Raw genomic sequence first — 16,987 nt, 5'->3', positions numbered from 1 at the left:
AAATTAACGTGGGTATTAAAGTTTATAAACCAACGACAAATGGCCGTCGTAACATGACTTCTTTGGATTTCGCAGAAATCACTACAAGCACTCCTGAAAAATCATTGCTTGTTTCTCTTAAGAACAAAGCTGGTCGTAACAACAACGGTCGTATCACTGTACGTCACCAAGGTGGCGGACACAAACGTCACTACCGTTTGATTGACTTCAAACGTAACAAAGATGGCGTTGAAGCAGTTGTTAAAACAATTGAGTATGATCCAAACCGTACTGCAAACATCGCTCTTGTACACTACACTGACGGGGTTAAAGCTTACATCATCGCACCTAAAGGTCTTGAAGTAGGTCAACGTATCGTTTCAGGTCCAGATGCGGATATCAAAGTTGGTAACGCTCTTCCACTTGCAAACATCCCAGTTGGTACAGTTATCCACAACATTGAGCTTCAACCAGGTAAAGGTGCTGAACTTATCCGTGCTGCTGGTGCATCTGCTCAAGTTTTGGGTCAAGAAGGTAAATACGTACTTGTTCGTCTTCAATCAGGCGAAGTTCGTATGGTTCTTGGTACATGTCGTGCAACTATCGGTACTGTAGGTAACGAACAACAATCACTTATCAACCTTGGTAAAGCCGGCCGTAATCGCTGGAAAGGTATTCGCCCAACAGTTCGTGGTTCTGTAATGAACCCTAACGATCACCCACACGGTGGTGGTGAAGGTAAAGCACCAGTTGGACGTAAAGCGCCATCTACTCCATGGGGTAAACCTGCGCTTGGTCTTAAAACTCGTAACAAGAAAGCTAAATCTGACAAACTTATCGTTCGTCGTCGTAACGAAAAATAATTTAGTCGCTTAGCACATAACATCCGCCAACTCGGTAGCACTTCTTAGTGCAAGCCGCTGTGGTACATTCAATTTAAAGGAGAAAACTACAAAATGGGACGTAGTCTTAAAAAAGGACCTTTCGTCGATGAGCATTTGATGAAAAAAGTTGAAGCTCAAGCAAATGACGAAAAGAAAAAAGTAATTAAAACTTGGTCACGTCGTTCAACGATTTTCCCAAGTTTCATCGGATACACTATCGCAGTTTATGATGGACGTAAACACGTTCCTGTTTACATCCAAGAAGACATGGTAGGTCACAAACTTGGTGAATTTGCACCAACTCGTACTTACAAAGGTCACGCAGCTGACGATAAGAAAACACGTCGTTAATAGGAGGAGGACACAATGGCAGAAATTACTTCAGCTAAAGCAATGGCTCGTACAGTGCGTGTTTCACCTCGTAAAACACGTCTTGTTCTTGATCTTATCCGTGGTAAGAACGTTGCTGATGCAATCGCAATCTTGAAATTCACTCCAAACAAAGCAGCTCGCATTGTTGAGAAAACTCTTAACTCTGCTATCGCTAACGCAGAAAACAACTTTGGTTTGGAAAAAGCTAACTTGGTAGTATCTGAAACATTCGCAAACGAAGGACCAACAATGAAACGTTTCCGTCCACGTGCGAAAGGTTCAGCTTCACCAATCAACAAACGCACAACTCACGTAACTGTAGTTGTGTCAGAAAAATAAGGAGGTAAACTCGTGGGTCAAAAAGTACATCCAATTGGTATGCGTGTCGGGATCATCCGTGACTGGGATGCGAAATGGTATGCTGAAAAAGAATACGCAGATTACCTTCACGAAGATTTGGCAATCCGCAAATTCATTCAAAAAGAACTTGCAGACGCTTCAGTTTCAACTATTGAAATCGAACGTGCTGTAAACAAAGTTATTGTTTCACTTCACACTGCTAAACCAGGTATGGTTATCGGTAAAGGTGGATCAAACGTTGACGCTCTTCGCGCTCAACTTAACAAATTGACTGGAAAACAAGTACACATCAACATCGTTGAAATCAAGAAACCTGATTTGGACGCTCACCTTGTTGGTGAAACAATTGCTCGTCAACTTGAGCAACGTGTTGCTTTCCGTCGTGCACAAAAACAAGCTATCCAACGTGCAATGCGTGCTGGAGCTAAAGGAATCAAAACTCAAGTATCAGGTCGTTTGAACGGTGCAGATATCGCCCGTGCAGAAGGATACTCTGAAGGTACAGTTCCACTTCACACACTTCGCGCTGATATCGATTACGCTTGGGAAGAAGCTGACACAACTTACGGTAAACTTGGTGTTAAAGTTTGGATCTACCGTGGAGAAGTTCTTCCAGCTCGTAAAAACACTAAAGGAGGCAAATAACAAATGTTAGTACCTAAACGTGTTAAACACCGTCGTGAATTCCGTGGAAAAATGCGCGGTGAGGCTAAAGGTGGTAAAGAAGTATCATTCGGTGAATACGGTCTTCAAGCTACAACTAGCCACTGGATCACAAACCGTCAAATCGAGGCTGCTCGTATTGCCATGACTCGTTACATGAAACGTGGTGGTAAGGTTTGGATCAAGATCTTCCCACACAAATCATACACTGCTAAAGCTATCGGTGTACGTATGGGTTCTGGTAAAGGGGCACCTGAAGGTTGGGTAGCACCAGTTAAACGTGGTAAAGTAATGTTCGAAATCGCAGGTGTTTCTGAAGAAGTTGCACGTGAAGCACTTCGTCTTGCTAGCCACAAATTGCCAGTTAAATGTAAATTCGTGAAACGTGAAGCAGAATAAGGAGAAGACATGAAACTTGAAGAAATCAAAAAGTTTGTTGCTGAGCTTCGTGGCTTGTCTCAAGAAGAGCTTGCTAAAAAAGAAAACGAACTTAAGAAAGAACTTTTCGACCTTCGTTTCCAAGCTGCAGCAGGTCAACTTGATCAAACTGCCCGTTTGAACGAAGTGAAAAAACAAATTGCACGTGTTAAAACTGTGCAATCTGAAATCAAATAATAGATTGGGAAAGGAGCAATTCTAATAATGGAACGTAATCAACGTAAAACCCTTGTTGGACGCGTAGTATCTGACAAGATGGATAAAACAATCACAGTTGTAGTTGAAACTAAACGTAACCACCCAGTCTATGGTAAACGTATCAACTATTCTAAAAAATACAAAGCACATGATGAAAACAACGTTGCTAAAGAAGGCGATATCGTTCGTATCATGGAAACTCGCCCACTTTCAGCTACAAAACGCTTCCGTCTTGTAGAAGTTGTGGAAGAAGCTGTTATTATCTAATAAAACTAAAAGGAGACAATTGAAATGATTCAACAAGAAAGTCGCTTAAAAGTTGCTGATAATAGCGGTGCTCGTGAAATCTTGACTATCAAAGTTCTTGGTGGTTCAGGACGTAAATTCGCTAACATCGGCGACGTTATCGTTGCAACTGTAAAACAAGCTACACCAGGTGGAGCTGTTAAAAAAGGTGATGTTGTTAAAGCTGTTATCGTTCGTACAAAAACTGGTGCTCGCCGTCCAGACGGTTCATACATCAAGTTTGATGACAACGCTGCAGTAATCATCCGCGATGACAAAACTCCTCGTGGAACTCGTATCTTTGGCCCTGTTGCACGTGAATTGCGTGAAGGTGGATACATGCGTATCGTATCTTTGGCGCCAGAAGTACTTTAATCTGAATTAACACAAACTTAGTCCCCTGATATATTCAGGGTGCCCATTAGGGCGTAAGAAATAATAGGAGAAATACTCAAATGTTTGTAAAAAAAGGCGATAAAGTTCGCGTTATTGCTGGTAAAGACAAAGGAACTGAAGCAGTAGTTCTTAAAGCTCTTCCAAAAGTAAACAAAGTTGTTGTTGAAGGTGTTGCAATCATCAAAAAACACCAAAAACCATCAGCTGAAAACCCTCAAGGTGCTATCGTGGAAAAAGAAGCACCAATCCATGCTTCAAACGTTCAAGTTCTTGACAAGAACGGTGTAGCTGGACGTGTAGGTTACAAAGTTGTTGACGGCAAAAAAGTTCGTTACAACAAAAAATCAGGCGAAGTGCTTGACTAATCACGAAGGAAAGGAGAAAGTATTAAATGGCTAACCGTCTTAAAGAAAAATACACTAACGAAGTAATTCCAGCTTTGACTGAAAAATTTAACTATTCTTCAGTTATGGCTGTGCCAAAAGTTGATAAAATCGTTATCAACATGGGTGTTGGTGAAGCTGTAAACAACGCTAAAACTCTTGAAAAAGCTGCTGCTGAGTTGGCACTTATTTCAGGTCAAAAACCATTGATTACTAAAGCTAAGAAATCAATCGCTGGCTTCCGTCTTCGTGAAGGTGTAGCGATCGGTGCTAAAGTTACCCTTCGTGGTGAACGCATGTACGAATTCTTGGATAAATTGGTATCAGTATCACTTCCACGTGTTCGTGACTTCCATGGTGTTCCAACTAAATCATTTGATGGACGTGGTAACTACACACTTGGTGTTAAAGAACAACTTATCTTCCCAGAAATCAACTTCGACGATGTTGATAAAGTACGTGGTATGGATATCGTTATCGTAACTACTGCTAACACTGACGAAGAAGGTCGTGAATTGCTTAAAGGCCTTGGAATGCCTTTTGCAAAATAATCTAGGAGGTAAATAAATTGGCTAAAAAATCAATGATTGCTAAGAACAAACGCCCTGCGAAGTTCTCTACGCAAGCTTACACTCGTTGCGAACGTTGTGGACGTCCACACTCAGTTTATCGCAAATTTAAACTTTGCCGTGTTTGCTTCCGTGAATTGGCTTACAAAGGTCAAATTCCAGGTGTTACCAAAGCTTCTTGGTAAAAACATGGTACAATCAATTTAGTTTTACCTAATTTGATTGTATTAAACACAATCTGAGCCTAGCTCAATCATTAACTAGCAAGTGAATTATTCAAACTACTAGTAAGAGGAGAAAATATAAAATGGTTATGACTGACCCAATTGCAGATTTCTTGACACGTATTCGTAACGCTAACCAAGCTAAACACGAAGTACTTGAAGTACCTGCATCAAACATTAAAAAAGGTATCGCTGACATCCTTAAACGTGAAGGTTTCGTAAAAAACGTTGAAGTTATCGAAGATGACAAACAAGGTATCATCCGCGTATTCTTGAAATACGGACAAAACGGTGAACGTGTTATCACTAACTTGAAACGTATCTCAAAACCAGGTCTTCGTGTTTACTCTAAACGTGAAGATGTTCCTAAAGTTCTTAACGGACTTGGAATCGCGATCATCTCTACTTCAGAAGGTCTTTTGACTGACAAAGAAGCTCGTCAAAAGAACGTTGGTGGAGAAGTTATCGCTTACGTTTGGTAAGAAGCTGATACTAAGCACTTATCTCAAATGATTTGTGCGAGTTTCGTTGATTATATTCAATGAAACTCATCCCCGTGAAAACTAGTCACTTTGTGGCTTGATAATCTAACAGGAGAATTAAATACTATGTCACGTATTGGTAATAAAGTTATTACTTTGCCTGCTGGTGTTGAAGTAACAAACAACGATAACGTTGTTACTGTTAAAGGACCTAAAGGCGAACTCACTCGTGAGTTTAACAAAAACATTGAAATCAAAGTTGAAGGCAACGAAGTTACACTTCACCGTCCAAACGACTCAAAAGAAAACAAAACAATCCACGGTACTTCACGTGCAAACTTGAACAACATGGTTGTTGGTGTTTCTGAAGGTTTCAAAAAAGAACTTGAAATGCGCGGTGTCGGATATCGTGCGCAACTCCAAGGAACAAAACTTGTTCTTTCAGTTGGTAAATCTCACCAAGACGAAGTTGAAGCTCCAGAAGGTATTACTTTTGAAGTACCATCTGCAACTTCAATCGTTGTAAGTGGTATTAACAAAGAAGTTGTTGGTCAAACAGCTGCTTACATCCGTAGCCTTCGTTCACCAGAACCTTACAAAGGTAAAGGTATCCGTTACGTTGGTGAATACGTACGTCGTAAAGAAGGTAAAACTGGTAAATAATAGGATTTTATCCTTTTGGCAATTCTTTTTGGATTGTCTCTTTACCAAAAGCTCTCATGAGCAAGCATTATAATTAAGAGGTGAAAATTGTGATTTCGAAACCAGATAAAAACAAACTCCGCCAAAAACGCCACCGTCGCGTTCGCGGAAAACTCTCTGGAACTGCTGATCGCCCACGTTTGAACATTTTCCGTTCTAATACAGGCATCTACGCTCAAGTTATTGATGACGTAGCGGGTGTAACGCTCGCAAGTGCATCAACTCTTGATAAAGAAGTTTCTAAAGGAACTAAAACAGAACAAGCCGTTGTTGTCGGTAAACTTGTTGCTGAACGCGCAGTAGCTAAAGGTATTTCTGAAGTGGTGTTTGACCGCGGTGGATATCTCTATCACGGACGTGTTAAAGCTTTGGCTGACTCAGCTCGTGAAAACGGATTGAAATTCTAATAGGGAGGACACTTAATAATGGCATTTAAAGATAATGCAGTAGAACTTGAAGAACGCGTAGTTGCTATCAACCGTGTTACTAAAGTTGTAAAAGGTGGACGCAACATGCGTTTTGCTGCTCTTGTTGTTGTTGGTGACCGTAATGGTCGCGTAGGATTTGGTACTGGTAAATCTCAAGAGGTTCCAGAAGCTATCCGTAAAGCAGTTGAAGCAGCTAAGAAAAACCTTATCGAAGTTCCTATGGTTGGTACAACTATTCCTCACGAAGTTCGTTCAGAATTTGGTGGAGCGAAAGTATTGTTGAAACCAGCTGTTGAAGGGGCTGGGGTTGCCGCTGGTGGTGCAGTTCGTGCCGTCATCGAATTGGCTGGTGTTGCTGATGTAACATCTAAATCACTCGGTTCAAACACTCCAATCAACATCGTTCGTGCGACTGTTGAAGGATTGAAACAACTTAAACGTGCTGAAGAAGTTGCGGCTCTTCGTGGCATCTCAGTATCTGACTTGGCATAAGAAAGGAGATAACAATGGCTCAAATTAAAATTACTTTGACTAAGTCTCCAATCGGACGCAAACCAGAACAACGTAAAACAGTTGTTGCTCTTGGACTTGGTAAATTGAATAGCTCAGTTGTTAAAGAAGACAACGCTGCTATCCGTGGTATGGTCAACGCAGTATCTCACTTGGTAACTGTAGAAGACGTTAAATAAAAATTGATTTAAGTCGTGAGGGTTCCCTTGCGACTTAAACTGAATTTCATGTATAGGCGAGTTTCTAATTGAGCTACCTTACTTGGTTAGAGGCGCTAGCATTTTACAAAAAGAGGAGAAAATAATAATGAAACTTCATGAATTGAAACCTGCTGAAGGTTCTCGTAAAGTCCGTAACCGTGTAGGTCGTGGTACTTCATCTGGTAACGGTAAAACTTCAGGCCGTGGTCAAAAAGGTCAAAAAGCTCGTAGCGGTGGTGGCGTACGTCCAGGATTTGAAGGTGGACAAACTCCATTGTTCCGTCGTCTTCCAAAACGTGGATTCACTAACATCAACGCTAAAGAATACGCACTTGTAAACCTTGATCAATTGAACGTCTTTGAAGATGGTACAGAAGTAACTCCAGCAGTTCTTAAAGAAGCTGGAATCGTTCGTGCTGAAAAATCAGGCGTTAAAGTTCTTGGTAACGGCGAATTGACTAAGAAATTGACTGTTAAAGCAGCTAAATTCTCAAAATCTGCTGAAGCAGCTATCACTGCTAAAGGTGGTTCAATCGAAGTCATCTAATGAGGGGTAACTCATTATGTTCTTTAAACTATTAAAAGACGCATTGAAAGTCAAAAACGTTCGTAATAAGATTTTATTTACAATCTTCATTATTTTCGTTTTTCGTGTAGGGACTCATGTAACAGTTCCTGGTATCAATGCGGAAAGTTTGAAACAATTAAGTGATTTACCTTTCTTGAACATGCTTAACTTGGTGTCTGGTAATGCCATGAATAACTTCTCTATCTTCTCGATGGGGGTTAGTCCTTACATTACAGCATCAATCATTGTCCAACTTTTGCAGATGGATATTTATCCAAAATTTGTAGAGTGGGGCAAACAAGGGGAAGTTGGTCGTCGTAAATTGAACCAAGCGACTCGCTACATCACTCTTGTTTTAGCCTTTGTTCAATCGATTGGTATTACAGCAAGTTTTAATACTCTCTCATCAATTTCATTGGTTAAAACACCAAATGTTTCAACCTACCTATTGATTGGGACAATTCTAACTGCTGGTAGCATAATTGTGACATGGCTTGGTGAACAAATCACAGATAAAGGTTTTGGTAATGGTGTGTCAATGATTATCTTTTCAGGGATCATTGCTTCTATTCCAAAAATGTTCTCAACAATTTACGAGGATTTCTTTGTCAACGTTCGTTCAGGAGAATTGACTCGTTCATATATCATAGTTGCTTTGCTAATTGTGGTAGGTTTGGCGATTGTCTTCTTTACGACATTTGTTCAACAGGCAGAATATCAAATTCCAATTCAATATACTAAATTGGTTCAAGGAGCTCCAACGAGTTCTTACCTTCCATTGAAAGTTAATCCAGCTGGTGTTATTCCCGTTATCTTTGCTAGCTCGATTACAACAATTCCTAGTACTATTCTTCCATTCTTCTCGAAGGTTACATGGTTATCACACTTACAAGGACTACTCTCGTATAATACACCTAGTGGAATGATTACTTACGCGATATTGATTATCTTGTTCTCATTCTTCTACACATTTGTCCAAGTAAATCCTGAAAAAACTGCTGAAAATCTTCAAAAGAATGGGTCTTACATTCCTAGTGTTCGTCCAGGTCGTGAGACTGAAAAGTACATGTCTTCATTGCTTAAGAGATTGGCAACAATCGGGGCTGTATTTCTCGCGTTTATTTCATTGGCTCCAATTGCGGCTCAACAATTTATGCACCTTACAAGCTCAATCGCGCTTGGTGGTACATCTCTCTTGATCTTGATTTCAACTGGTATCGAAGGTATGAAACAACTCGAAGGTTACCTATTGAAACGTCAGTACGTTGGATTTATGAATCTTGAAGACTAAGTCTTCTCATGAACAATTGAGAGGGAAAGAAAGGTTACTTTCTGTCCCTTCTCTTTTGTTTTTTGATAACTCTACCAATGTTTTTAAACTTTGATAGAGTTATTTGAAAACAAAAATAAGGAGTTCGTAAGATGAATCTTTTAATTATGGGTCTACCAGGTGCTGGTAAAGGGACTCAAGCTGCAAAAATTGTTGAAGAATTTGGTGTAGCTCACATCTCAACTGGTGATATGTTCCGTGCTGCTATGGCTAACCAAACTGAAATGGGTGTTTTGGCCAAATCATTCATCGATAAAGGTGAATTGGTACCAGATGAAGTAACAAACGGAATCGTTAAAGAGCGTTTGGCTCAAGACGACATTAAGGAAAAAGGATTCCTTTTGGATGGTTTTCCTCGCACAATCGAACAAGCTCATTCCTTGGATCAAATCTTGGTTGATCTTGGTTTGGAGCTTGATGGAGTAATCAATATCGAAGTGGATCCATCTTGCCTTCTTGAACGCTTGAGTGGTCGTATTATTCACCGCGAAACAGGTGAAACTTACCATAAAGTATTCAACCCACCAGCTGACTACAAGGAAGAAGACTATTACCAACGTGAAGATGACAAACCAGAAACAGTGAAACGCCGCTTGGATGTGAATATTGCTCAAGGGGAGCCAATTATTGCACATTACCGTGAGCTTGGTCTTGTATCAGATATTCAAGGTAACCAAGATATCGACGATGTATTCGCTGATGTTAAAAAAGCGATTGCAGCAATTAAATAATTATATAATCTTACTTGCGTATCAGACTTAAGCATGTTATAATACTTTAGTCTGACTTATAATTGTTACCTCTGTGCTCAGAGGAAATCAAATCGAAATTTTAGGGGGTACTTTTGCGTGGCAAAAGAAGACGTGATTGAAATTGAAGGTAAAGTTGTAGAAACTATGCCTAATGCTATGTTTACTGTTGAATTGGAAAATGGACACCAAATTTTGGCGACAGTTTCTGGTAAAATCCGTAAAAACTACATTCGTATTTTGGTCGGTGACCGTGTGACTGTTGAAATGAGTCCTTATGATTTGACACGTGGACGCATCACATACCGCTTTAAATAATCGAAATAATTGGAGGGATTGAAACATGAAGGTAAGACCATCGGTTAAACCAATTTGCGAATACTGTAAAGTTATTCGTCGTAACGGTCGTGTTATGGTAATTTGTCCAACAAATCCAAAACACAAACAACGTCAAGGATAATATAGAAAGGAGAAATCATGGCTCGTATTGCTGGAGTTGACATTCCAAACGATAAACGTGTAGTAATTTCACTTACTTACGTATACGGTATCGGACTTGCAACATCTAAGAAAATCTTGGCTGCTGCAGGCGTTTCTGAAGACATCCGCGTTAAAGATTTGACAAATGATCAAGAAGACGCTATCCGTCGCGAAGTGGATGCAATCAAAGTTGAAGGTGACCTTCGTCGTGAAGTTAACCTTAACATCAAACGTTTGATGGAAATCGGTTCATACCGTGGTATCCGTCACCGTCGTGGACTTCCTGTCCGTGGACAAAACACTAAAAACAATGCCCGCACTCGTAAAGGTAAAGCTGTTGCGATTGCAGGTAAGAAAAAATAATTAAAATAAAATAGGAGGTAAAAACATTGGCTAAACCAACACGTAAACGTCGTGTGAAAAAGAATATCGAATCTGGTATTGCTCACATTCACGCTACTTTCAATAACACTATTGTTATGATTACAGATGTGCATGGTAACGCTGTAGCATGGTCATCAGCTGGTGCTCTTGGTTTCAAAGGTTCTCGTAAATCTACACCATTTGCTGCACAAATGGCTTCAGAAGCTGCTGCTAAATCTGCACAAGAACATGGTCTTAAAACAGTTGAAGTAACTGTTAAAGGTCCTGGTTCAGGTCGTGAGTCTGCTATCCGTGCTCTTGCTGCTGCAGGTCTTGAAGTAACAGCAATCCGTGATGTAACACCTGTACCACATAATGGTTGTCGTCCTCCAAAACGTCGTCGTGTGTAATCTTTAATAACAATAGTACACAAGGTTCGTTTCGAGGGAGTATAATAAATGATTGAGTTTGAAAAACCAATAATAACAAAAATTGATGAAAATAAAGATTACGGCAAATTTGTCATCGAACCACTAGAACGTGGTTATGGTACAACTTTGGGTAACTCTCTTCGTCGTGTACTTTTGTCATCACTTCCAGGTGCTGCCGTAACATCAATTAAGATTGATGGAGTACTCCACGAATTTGATACCGTACCAGGCGTCCGTGAAGACGTGATGCAAATTATCCTTAATATTAAAGGACTTGCTGTAAAATCTTACGTCGAAGACGAAAAAACAATTGAACTTGATGTTCAAGGTCCAGCTGAAGTTACTGCTGGAGATATCTTGACTGATAGCGACATTGAAATTGTTAACCCTGATCATTATCTTTTCACTATCGCTGAAGGAGCTTCTTTGAAAGCGACTATGACAGTAGCTACAAACCGTGGTTATGTTCCAGCTGATGAAAACAAGAAAGATGATGCACCAGTGGGAACATTGGCTGTAGATTCAATCTACACACCAGTGAAAAAAGTCAATTATCAAGTTGAACCTGCCCGTGTAGGTAGCAACGATGGTTTTGATAAATTGACAATCGAAATCATGACAAACGGAACAATCATCCCTGAAGATGCCCTCGGTCTCTCGGCTCGCGTTTTGATTGAACACTTGAACTTGTTTACTGACCTTACTGACGTTGCTAAAGCTACTGATGTAATGAAAGAAACTGAAAAAGTGAACGATGAAAAGGTGCTTGACCGTACCATCGAAGAACTTGATTTGTCTGTACGCTCATATAACTGTTTGAAACGTGCCGGTATTAATACCGTTCATGATTTGACAGAAAAAACTGAGCCTGAAATGATGAAAGTCCGTAACCTAGGTCGTAAATCTCTTGAAGAGGTCAAAGTTAAGTTGGCTGATCTTGGACTTGGACTCAAAAACGATAAATAATAATATAGGAGGATAACATGGCTTACCGTAAACTTGGACGCACAAGCTCACAACGTAAAGCGGTTCTTCGTGATTTGACTACAGATCTTATCATTAACGAAGCAATCGTTACAACTGAAGCACGTGCTAAAGAAATCCGTAAAACAGTTGAAAAAATGATTACTCTTGGTAAACGTGGTGATTTGCACGCACGTCGTCAAGCAGCTGCATTTGTACGTAACGAAATTGCATCTGAAAGCTATGATGAAGCAACTGATAAATATACATCAACAACTGCTCTTCAAAAACTTTTCTCAGAAATCGCACCTCGTTATGCTGAACGTAACGGTGGATACACTCGTATCCTTAAAACAGAACCACGTCGTGGCGATGCTGCCCCAATGGCAATCATCGAACTTGTTTAATTTTTATCAATTTTGTTGAGTGTTATGATGATGGAATAGCTTAGCTTTTCTTAGTCTAGCTCTGGTCTACCGCTGGGCATACGCCTAGCGGGAACACTCATCATAAAAATGGGAATAAATAAGCATGTAACGCTTGTTTACGAAAGGTAATACGGTTATTTTTCGTAAGCAGGCGTTTTTTTGTCTATAAATCGTCTGAATATTTTGATATAATGGAATAAGCTTATTTTAAAAAGGGGGACATTATTTTGACAACAGCCAAGGAACTGCTTAAGCAAAGGTACTATGAGCCAATTAAGGAGCAACCCGAATTATTTGTGGGGATTGAGTTGGAATACCCAGTTGTTAATTTGAGTGGTAATGCTACAGATGTCTCTCTTACAAAACAGTTACTAGTCTATCTTTTGGATAATTTTGATTTTCAAGCTGATAAGTATGATTCTGATAATAATCCTATTCAGCTTATCGATAAAGCTTCTGGAGATATGATTCTTTTTGAAGTCTCCTACAATACGATTGAGTTTGCTTTTGCAAAGGCTGAAAGAATCTCTGAGGTTGAGGAACGTTTGGATACTTACCTCGGTATAATCCAACCTTATCTGCAGAATCATAATCATGAGTTGCAAGGTTGGGGAGTGAATCCAAACTGGGTAAAAAATGACAACAGATCTGTTAAATCTCCTCGTTATGAGATGCTTATGGATTTTCTCGAGTTATCTAAAGCAAAGAAGGATCCTTTCTTTCATGATTATCCAGAATATGGTTCTTTCATCTGTGGGAGTCAGGTACAGTTAGATGTTTCAAAAACGTCCTATTTAAGGGTTTTAAATGCTTTTAATCAAATAGAGGGACCCAAGGCAGTATTATTGGCAAACTCTGAATTTTGGGGTTCTGATTGGGATTTAGCGCTTTCCCGTGATGTTTTCTGGGAGAATTCCATGCATGGTGTGTTTGAGGAAAATGCAGGGGTATTTCCTAAGGTGTTTAAGAGCGAAGATGACTATTTTTCTTACTTGTCTGAGACAGCCATTTTTACTGCCAAGCGTGGTGATGAAACCTACTATTTTGAACCAATACGTGCTAAAGACTATCTAAGTACGTCATCTGTCAAAGCACACTCTATTCATGGCAAAGTAGTCACTATTGAGCCAAGTGAGGAAGATTTTAAGACTCACCGTTCTTATCAATTCCAAGATTTAACGACACGAGGGACGATTGAGTTTCGCAGTGTTTGTACCCAACCTTTCTCATTAACCTTTGCACCAGTAGCCTTTCACCTTGGTCTTTTAGTCAATTTGGAAAATCTGGAAAATATTTTGAATGACTCACCCTTTTTTGAAGCATTTGACTATGATTTTCCTAGAATTCGTCGTTTATTTTCGAAAAAAGATATTTCTGCTACAGACCTCAAAATGATTTTACCTTTGACAGAATCGTTATTGGCTTGTGCTGAGGATGGCTTAAAATCGCGTGGTTTTGGAGAAGAAGTCTACTTAGCTCCCCTTAGAGAGAAATTAGATAAACTGAATAAGAGTTTAGGTTAATCTTTGATAAAAGATATAATAGATAACTTTTGCTAAAAAATTTAAAAAAAGGCAAAAAAGTATTGACGTCAGTAAACAATAAATGGTATTATATAGTAGTTGTTTCGAAAGAGACAAGAGAAAGTTATAAAAACTTTCAAAAAAAGTATTGACACAAGTTGTCAATCTTGATATAATAACTAATGTTGTTAGCGGAAATGGCGGAATTGGCAGACGCGCAGGACTAAGGATCCTGTGACCGCTTTAGGTCGTGAGGGTTCAAGTCCCTCTTTCCGCAGAGTAACCAGTCAGATGACTGGTTTTTTTGTATTAAAAAATCAAAACGCTTACAAATTGTAGAAAAGCTAGTTTTTTGAGTCTAATTGTGATAGAATAAACTTGTAAACGGGTTCAAACCCAAAAAAATATAGGAGGCCTTTATAATGGCAATCGTTTCAGCAGAAAAATTTGTCCAAGCAGCTCGTGATAATGGTTACGCAGTTGGTGGATTTAACACAAACAACCTTGAGTGGACTCAAGCTATCTTGCGTGCAGCAGAAGCTAAACAAGCTCCAGTACTTATCCAAACTTCTATGGGTGCAGCTAAGTACATGGGTGGTTACAAATTGTGTAAAGTTCTTATCGAAGAATTGGTTGAATCAATGGGTATTACTGTACCAGTTGCTATTCACCTTGACCACGGTCACTACAATGATGCTTTGGAATGTATCCGTGTAGGTTACACTTCAGTTATGTTTGACGGTTCACACCTTCCAGTTGAAGAAAACCTTGAAAAAGCAGCTAAAGTTGTTGAATTTGCACACGCTAACGGTGTATCAGTTGAAGCTGAAGTTGGTACAATCGGTGGTGAAGAAGATGGTATCATCGGTGATGGTGAATTGGCACCAATCGAAGATGCTAAAGCTATGGTTGCAACTGGTATCGACTTCCTTGCAGCAGGTATCGGTAACATCCACGGTCCTTACCCAGAAAACTGGAGCGGACTTCACCTTGACCACTTGCAAAAATTGACAGAAGCTGTTCCTAACTTCCCAATCGTATTGCACGGTGGATCAGGTATTCCTGACGATCAAATCCAAGCAGCTATCAAACTTGGTGTTGCTAAAGTTAACGTTAACACTGAATGTCAAATCGCATTTGCTAACGCAACACGTAAATTTGTTGCTGAATACGAAGCAAATGAAGCAGAATACGACAAGAAGAAACTCTTCGACCCACGTAAATTCTTGAAACCAGGTTTCGAAGCTATTACAGAAGCTGTTGAAGAACGTATCGACGTATTCGGTTCAGCAAACAAAGCTTAATTAGACTATATAAGCTTGAAAATAAAGGGTTTGTCCAATGTGGACAAGCCTTTTTCTTGTGTTTTGCCACAGATTTGCCACACTTATTGTGTAAGAGTATCAAGGATAGGTATAATTTGATCCTTTGTTTTTTTAGTGATATGCAAATAAATTTCTGTTACTCGACTACCTCTAGAATGTCCAACACGATCTTGAATAGCCTCTAAAGGTACTCCTTGTTCAGCCAAGAAGCTGATATGCGTGTGTCGGAAGATATGAGTTGTAATATGTTTCTTGAAACTAAGCTTATTGTCAATATCGATTCCTGCCCGTCTCGGGTTTCCCTTGCGGTTTAGTTTACCATTTTCTGAAGAGTTGAGGAAGTTGTTTAATACACTGTAATGAAGAGGAGTACCATTGTAATCAGGTTTATGGATGCTCTTAGAGGTGAAAATCCATCCATTATCTTTATAATCAGGATTGAATCTTATATGTTGGTGATTTAACTCAATTTCCTCTTTAAGAATTTCGATAGCCCTTTTAGATAATTGGACATTTCGGTAACTTTGTAAGTTCTTTACATTACCTTCATAGCTATCTTCTGAAGCTCCTCCATGAGTAGCACGAGTTCTAATAACTGAGGCTATATTTTTATTAAAATCAATAGCTTCCTCCTTTAAACCGAGCACTTCACCAATACGCATTCCGGTTAGTGCTTGAAATTCAAAAATACGTGCATACTGTTCATTGTACTTACGAACAATGGATAATACTTCTTTGAGTTCCCAAGATTCAAGATATTGATCTTCTATATCTGATTTCTTTAAACGATCTAATTCGTCAGAAAGGCCTTTCCTACCAATACTTATATAGGGCATTGGATTTTGGTCAGGAGAAATGTAATCATGAAGAATGGCAAACTTATAGATTGATGTTAAATCGGATTTTACACCTTGTGCGAGCCTTTTATGGTTTCCTATAGGATAAAGATTATCAAGTAAGTTTTTAATTAAACTAGATGGAATATTTTTTAAAATCGAACCCTTAGGGATTTGCTTAGTAATATGGTTACGGTATCTACCATTTTCACCTGCTAATGTTTTAGGAGCAACTAGTTGTCTTTCAACTCGTTCATTATGCCATTCATTCCAGACCTCATCAAGCGTGATGTCTGATTTTTCTAGAAGAATAGTTCCAGTCAGCTCTTCATAAACCTTATTGGCCTTCTCTTGAAGTTCTTTATGGATAATAGCTTTAATTTGAGGAGATAGTTTTATTTTTCCTGTGGTACCCTTTTTATTGGCGATAGTATACCAATCAGATAGAATTTCTCTGCGTTTATTCGTTAACGGGTTATTGAAGTAGGTTCTAAATTTTACTTCAATATATCCAGTTTTATCAGCAGGTCTTGTTGTCTTTTGAGTAATATTAGCTATTTTAACTTGCTCCATTATCCCACCTCTTTAAATCGTTTATTTTGCCTATAGCGTAAGAAATTTAAGAAACCCTCGAAGTTGATCCAAACAGTTCTGTGACCGGAATTAATCACATAGTCTTTGAATTGGGGATTCATTCTCATTTCAGTTAGTAAATTATTTAAGGTCTTCAATTTTAATCCTTCAAATCTTTTCATTAATGCTAACTTATCACCCCATTCGGCTTTGCAGTTTTCAACTGGTACGTATTTAAGCTTTAGCATAAATAACTCCTTTCTATTTTCCAATAACATAAGTAAATTGTTTTGCTGTTTCTGCATCAAAAGTACGGTAGCTAACGACTCCTAGGCCTTTGACGTT

The 16,987-nt window shown here is 39.2% G+C and carries 29 protein-coding genes, 1 tRNA gene and 1 pseudogene; 28 read left to right on the top strand and 3 right to left on the bottom strand.

Annotation, left to right across the window (positions count from 1 at the left end):
- The first annotated feature begins 8 nt into the window (after nucleotides 1–8).
- The 28 genes from rplB (at nucleotide 9) to HMPREF2979_RS02855 (ending at nucleotide 15,212) form a co-directional block, all read left to right on the top strand.
- Nucleotides 9–842: a 50S ribosomal protein L2 gene (gene rplB, locus HMPREF2979_RS02985; RefSeq protein ID WP_064520872.1), complete on the top strand. Its 834-nt coding sequence runs from the start codon at nucleotides 9–11 to the stop codon at nucleotides 840–842.
- 93 nt (nucleotides 843–935) lie between these two features.
- Nucleotides 936–1,214, top strand: coding sequence for a 30S ribosomal protein S19 (gene rpsS, locus HMPREF2979_RS02980; protein WP_000533765.1), 279 nt, complete (start codon nucleotides 936–938; stop codon nucleotides 1,212–1,214).
- Between the two features lie 15 nt (nucleotides 1,215–1,229).
- Nucleotides 1,230–1,574, top strand: a complete 345-nt coding sequence (gene rplV / locus HMPREF2979_RS02975; RefSeq protein ID WP_002887063.1) for a 50S ribosomal protein L22 — start codon at nucleotides 1,230–1,232, stop codon at nucleotides 1,572–1,574.
- 12 nt (nucleotides 1,575–1,586) lie between these two features.
- The gene (rpsC, locus tag HMPREF2979_RS02970; protein WP_002885727.1) at nucleotides 1,587–2,240 is read left to right on the top strand and encodes a 30S ribosomal protein S3; all 654 of its coding nucleotides are present in this window, start codon (nucleotides 1,587–1,589) and stop codon (nucleotides 2,238–2,240) included.
- Between the two features lie 3 nt (nucleotides 2,241–2,243).
- Nucleotides 2,244–2,657, top strand: coding sequence for a 50S ribosomal protein L16 (gene rplP, locus HMPREF2979_RS02965; RefSeq protein ID WP_000960950.1), 414 nt, complete (start codon nucleotides 2,244–2,246; stop codon nucleotides 2,655–2,657).
- A 9-nt stretch (nucleotides 2,658–2,666) separates the two neighbouring features.
- Nucleotides 2,667–2,873 (top strand): 50S ribosomal protein L29, encoded by a 207-nt coding sequence (gene rpmC, locus HMPREF2979_RS02960; protein WP_002885754.1) that lies wholly within the window; start codon nucleotides 2,667–2,669, stop codon nucleotides 2,871–2,873.
- A gap of 27 nt (nucleotides 2,874–2,900) precedes the next feature.
- Nucleotides 2,901–3,161, top strand: a complete 261-nt coding sequence (gene rpsQ, locus HMPREF2979_RS02955; protein WP_002885836.1) for a 30S ribosomal protein S17 — start codon at nucleotides 2,901–2,903, stop codon at nucleotides 3,159–3,161.
- 24 nt (nucleotides 3,162–3,185) lie between these two features.
- The gene (rplN, locus tag HMPREF2979_RS02950) at nucleotides 3,186–3,554 is read left to right on the top strand and encodes a 50S ribosomal protein L14 (RefSeq protein WP_002885711.1); all 369 of its coding nucleotides are present in this window, start codon (nucleotides 3,186–3,188) and stop codon (nucleotides 3,552–3,554) included.
- Between the two features lie 80 nt (nucleotides 3,555–3,634).
- Entirely contained in the window at nucleotides 3,635–3,940 is a 306-nt protein-coding gene (gene rplX / locus HMPREF2979_RS02945) for a 50S ribosomal protein L24 (protein ID WP_002885874.1), read from the top strand.
- A 26-nt stretch (nucleotides 3,941–3,966) separates the two neighbouring features.
- Entirely contained in the window at nucleotides 3,967–4,509 is a 543-nt protein-coding gene (gene rplE, locus HMPREF2979_RS02940; RefSeq protein WP_002887058.1) for a 50S ribosomal protein L5, read from the top strand.
- 17 nt (nucleotides 4,510–4,526) lie between these two features.
- On the top strand, nucleotides 4,527–4,712 hold the full coding sequence (locus tag HMPREF2979_RS02935; RefSeq protein WP_001085699.1) for a type Z 30S ribosomal protein S14: 186 nt from the start codon (nucleotides 4,527–4,529) through the stop codon (nucleotides 4,710–4,712).
- A gap of 122 nt (nucleotides 4,713–4,834) precedes the next feature.
- Complete coding sequence (rpsH, locus tag HMPREF2979_RS02930) at nucleotides 4,835–5,233, top strand: 30S ribosomal protein S8 (RefSeq protein WP_002887509.1); 399 nt, start codon at nucleotides 4,835–4,837, stop codon at nucleotides 5,231–5,233.
- 126 nt (nucleotides 5,234–5,359) lie between these two features.
- The gene (rplF, locus tag HMPREF2979_RS02925; RefSeq protein WP_002887056.1) at nucleotides 5,360–5,896 is read left to right on the top strand and encodes a 50S ribosomal protein L6; all 537 of its coding nucleotides are present in this window, start codon (nucleotides 5,360–5,362) and stop codon (nucleotides 5,894–5,896) included.
- Between the two features lie 89 nt (nucleotides 5,897–5,985).
- Nucleotides 5,986–6,342, top strand: coding sequence for a 50S ribosomal protein L18 (rplR, locus tag HMPREF2979_RS02920; protein ID WP_002885810.1), 357 nt, complete (start codon nucleotides 5,986–5,988; stop codon nucleotides 6,340–6,342).
- An 18-nt stretch (nucleotides 6,343–6,360) separates the two neighbouring features.
- Nucleotides 6,361–6,855: a 30S ribosomal protein S5 gene (gene rpsE / locus HMPREF2979_RS02915; protein ID WP_002885626.1), complete on the top strand. Its 495-nt coding sequence runs from the start codon at nucleotides 6,361–6,363 to the stop codon at nucleotides 6,853–6,855.
- 14 nt (nucleotides 6,856–6,869) lie between these two features.
- Nucleotides 6,870–7,052 (top strand): 50S ribosomal protein L30, encoded by a 183-nt coding sequence (rpmD, locus tag HMPREF2979_RS02910; protein ID WP_002885773.1) that lies wholly within the window; start codon nucleotides 6,870–6,872, stop codon nucleotides 7,050–7,052.
- A 127-nt stretch (nucleotides 7,053–7,179) separates the two neighbouring features.
- Complete coding sequence (gene rplO, locus HMPREF2979_RS02905; protein WP_002885849.1) at nucleotides 7,180–7,620, top strand: 50S ribosomal protein L15; 441 nt, start codon at nucleotides 7,180–7,182, stop codon at nucleotides 7,618–7,620.
- A gap of 16 nt (nucleotides 7,621–7,636) precedes the next feature.
- Nucleotides 7,637–8,932: a preprotein translocase subunit SecY gene (gene secY / locus HMPREF2979_RS02900; RefSeq protein ID WP_002892081.1), complete on the top strand. Its 1,296-nt coding sequence runs from the start codon at nucleotides 7,637–7,639 to the stop codon at nucleotides 8,930–8,932.
- A gap of 131 nt (nucleotides 8,933–9,063) precedes the next feature.
- Nucleotides 9,064–9,702 carry an adenylate kinase gene (locus HMPREF2979_RS02895; protein WP_048790850.1) on the top strand — a complete coding sequence of 213 codons (639 nt, stop codon included), beginning with the start codon at nucleotides 9,064–9,066 and terminating at the stop codon, nucleotides 9,700–9,702.
- 117 nt (nucleotides 9,703–9,819) lie between these two features.
- Nucleotides 9,820–10,038 (top strand): translation initiation factor IF-1, encoded by a 219-nt coding sequence (infA, locus tag HMPREF2979_RS02890; RefSeq protein WP_001040189.1) that lies wholly within the window; start codon nucleotides 9,820–9,822, stop codon nucleotides 10,036–10,038.
- Nucleotides 10,039–10,063: 25 nt separating this feature from the next.
- Complete coding sequence (gene rpmJ, locus HMPREF2979_RS10040; RefSeq protein WP_000868345.1) at nucleotides 10,064–10,180, top strand: 50S ribosomal protein L36; 117 nt, start codon at nucleotides 10,064–10,066, stop codon at nucleotides 10,178–10,180.
- A gap of 17 nt (nucleotides 10,181–10,197) precedes the next feature.
- Complete coding sequence (rpsM, locus tag HMPREF2979_RS02885; RefSeq protein WP_002885820.1) at nucleotides 10,198–10,563, top strand: 30S ribosomal protein S13; 366 nt, start codon at nucleotides 10,198–10,200, stop codon at nucleotides 10,561–10,563.
- 26 nt (nucleotides 10,564–10,589) lie between these two features.
- Nucleotides 10,590–10,973, top strand: coding sequence for a 30S ribosomal protein S11 (gene rpsK, locus HMPREF2979_RS02880; RefSeq protein WP_002885718.1), 384 nt, complete (start codon nucleotides 10,590–10,592; stop codon nucleotides 10,971–10,973).
- 48 nt (nucleotides 10,974–11,021) lie between these two features.
- Nucleotides 11,022–11,960: a DNA-directed RNA polymerase subunit alpha gene (locus HMPREF2979_RS02875; protein WP_002887046.1), complete on the top strand. Its 939-nt coding sequence runs from the start codon at nucleotides 11,022–11,024 to the stop codon at nucleotides 11,958–11,960.
- A gap of 17 nt (nucleotides 11,961–11,977) precedes the next feature.
- Entirely contained in the window at nucleotides 11,978–12,364 is a 387-nt protein-coding gene (gene rplQ / locus HMPREF2979_RS02870; RefSeq protein ID WP_002885709.1) for a 50S ribosomal protein L17, read from the top strand.
- Between the two features lie 248 nt (nucleotides 12,365–12,612).
- The gene (locus HMPREF2979_RS02865) at nucleotides 12,613–13,908 is read left to right on the top strand and encodes a glutamate-cysteine ligase family protein (protein WP_021144708.1); all 1,296 of its coding nucleotides are present in this window, start codon (nucleotides 12,613–12,615) and stop codon (nucleotides 13,906–13,908) included.
- Nucleotides 13,909–14,099: 191 nt separating this feature from the next.
- Nucleotides 14,100–14,185 (top strand) — tRNA-Leu (locus tag HMPREF2979_RS02860).
- Between the two features lie 145 nt (nucleotides 14,186–14,330).
- Nucleotides 14,331–15,212 (top strand): class II fructose-bisphosphate aldolase, encoded by an 882-nt coding sequence (locus HMPREF2979_RS02855; protein WP_002887043.1) that lies wholly within the window; start codon nucleotides 14,331–14,333, stop codon nucleotides 15,210–15,212.
- A gap of 83 nt (nucleotides 15,213–15,295) precedes the next feature.
- Here the strand turns inward: HMPREF2979_RS02855 and HMPREF2979_RS10405 are convergent, their stop codons facing one another.
- From HMPREF2979_RS10405 to HMPREF2979_RS10400, 3 genes and pseudogenes are all read right to left on the bottom strand, one after another.
- Nucleotides 15,296–16,642: a tyrosine-type recombinase/integrase gene (locus HMPREF2979_RS10405; protein ID WP_070655041.1), complete on the bottom strand. Its 1,347-nt coding sequence runs from the start codon at nucleotides 16,640–16,642 to the stop codon at nucleotides 15,296–15,298.
- Nucleotides 16,642–16,890, bottom strand: a complete 249-nt coding sequence (locus HMPREF2979_RS02845; RefSeq protein ID WP_037611155.1) for a hypothetical protein — start codon at nucleotides 16,888–16,890, stop codon at nucleotides 16,642–16,644. Before HMPREF2979_RS02845 ends, HMPREF2979_RS10405 begins: the two co-directional genes overlap by 1 nt.
- Before the next feature lie 13 nt (nucleotides 16,891–16,903).
- Nucleotides 16,904–16,987: pseudogene (locus HMPREF2979_RS10400) on the bottom strand (CHAP domain-containing protein); the annotation flags it as partial.

Source organism: Streptococcus sp. HMSC078H12 (assembly GCF_001814615.1).
In the GTDB taxonomy this organism is placed as follows: Bacteria; Bacillota; Bacilli; order Lactobacillales; family Streptococcaceae; genus Streptococcus; species Streptococcus salivarius_F.
The sequence above is the reverse complement of the archived record's forward strand: the minus strand, read 5'-3'. Positions and strand labels throughout refer to the sequence as shown.

Bases quoted from the DNA above. Each gene is read 5' to 3' on its own strand.
- rplF (WP_002887056.1), top strand. From the start codon at position 5,360: ATGTCACGTATTGGTAATAAAGTTATTACTTTGCCTGCTGGTGTTGAA.
- rplQ (WP_002885709.1), top strand. From the start codon at position 11,978: ATGGCTTACCGTAAACTTGGACGCACAAGCTCACAACGTAAAGCGGTT.
- rpsM (WP_002885820.1), top strand. From the start codon at position 10,198: ATGGCTCGTATTGCTGGAGTTGACATTCCAAACGATAAACGTGTAGTA.
- HMPREF2979_RS10405 (WP_070655041.1), bottom strand. From the start codon at position 16,642: ATGGAGCAAGTTAAAATAGCTAATATTACTCAAAAGACAACAAGACCT.
- HMPREF2979_RS02845 (WP_037611155.1), bottom strand. From the start codon at position 16,890: ATGCTAAAGCTTAAATACGTACCAGTTGAAAACTGCAAAGCCGAATGG.
- rplP (WP_000960950.1), top strand. From the start codon at position 2,244: ATGTTAGTACCTAAACGTGTTAAACACCGTCGTGAATTCCGTGGAAAA.
- HMPREF2979_RS02875 (WP_002887046.1), top strand. From the start codon at position 11,022: ATGATTGAGTTTGAAAAACCAATAATAACAAAAATTGATGAAAATAAA.
- rplO (WP_002885849.1), top strand. From the start codon at position 7,180: ATGAAACTTCATGAATTGAAACCTGCTGAAGGTTCTCGTAAAGTCCGT.
- rplV (WP_002887063.1), top strand. From the start codon at position 1,230: ATGGCAGAAATTACTTCAGCTAAAGCAATGGCTCGTACAGTGCGTGTT.
- HMPREF2979_RS02855 (WP_002887043.1), top strand. From the start codon at position 14,331: ATGGCAATCGTTTCAGCAGAAAAATTTGTCCAAGCAGCTCGTGATAAT.
- rpsS (WP_000533765.1), top strand. From the start codon at position 936: ATGGGACGTAGTCTTAAAAAAGGACCTTTCGTCGATGAGCATTTGATG.
- rplE (WP_002887058.1), top strand. From the start codon at position 3,967: ATGGCTAACCGTCTTAAAGAAAAATACACTAACGAAGTAATTCCAGCT.
- rpmJ (WP_000868345.1), top strand. From the start codon at position 10,064: ATGAAGGTAAGACCATCGGTTAAACCAATTTGCGAATACTGTAAAGTT.
- rpmD (WP_002885773.1), top strand. From the start codon at position 6,870: ATGGCTCAAATTAAAATTACTTTGACTAAGTCTCCAATCGGACGCAAA.
- rpsQ (WP_002885836.1), top strand. From the start codon at position 2,901: ATGGAACGTAATCAACGTAAAACCCTTGTTGGACGCGTAGTATCTGAC.
- rpsH (WP_002887509.1), top strand. From the start codon at position 4,835: ATGGTTATGACTGACCCAATTGCAGATTTCTTGACACGTATTCGTAAC.
- HMPREF2979_RS02895 (WP_048790850.1), top strand. From the start codon at position 9,064: ATGAATCTTTTAATTATGGGTCTACCAGGTGCTGGTAAAGGGACTCAA.
- rplX (WP_002885874.1), top strand. From the start codon at position 3,635: ATGTTTGTAAAAAAAGGCGATAAAGTTCGCGTTATTGCTGGTAAAGAC.
- rplN (WP_002885711.1), top strand. From the start codon at position 3,186: ATGATTCAACAAGAAAGTCGCTTAAAAGTTGCTGATAATAGCGGTGCT.
- rpmC (WP_002885754.1), top strand. From the start codon at position 2,667: ATGAAACTTGAAGAAATCAAAAAGTTTGTTGCTGAGCTTCGTGGCTTG.
- secY (WP_002892081.1), top strand. From the start codon at position 7,637: ATGTTCTTTAAACTATTAAAAGACGCATTGAAAGTCAAAAACGTTCGT.
- rpsE (WP_002885626.1), top strand. From the start codon at position 6,361: ATGGCATTTAAAGATAATGCAGTAGAACTTGAAGAACGCGTAGTTGCT.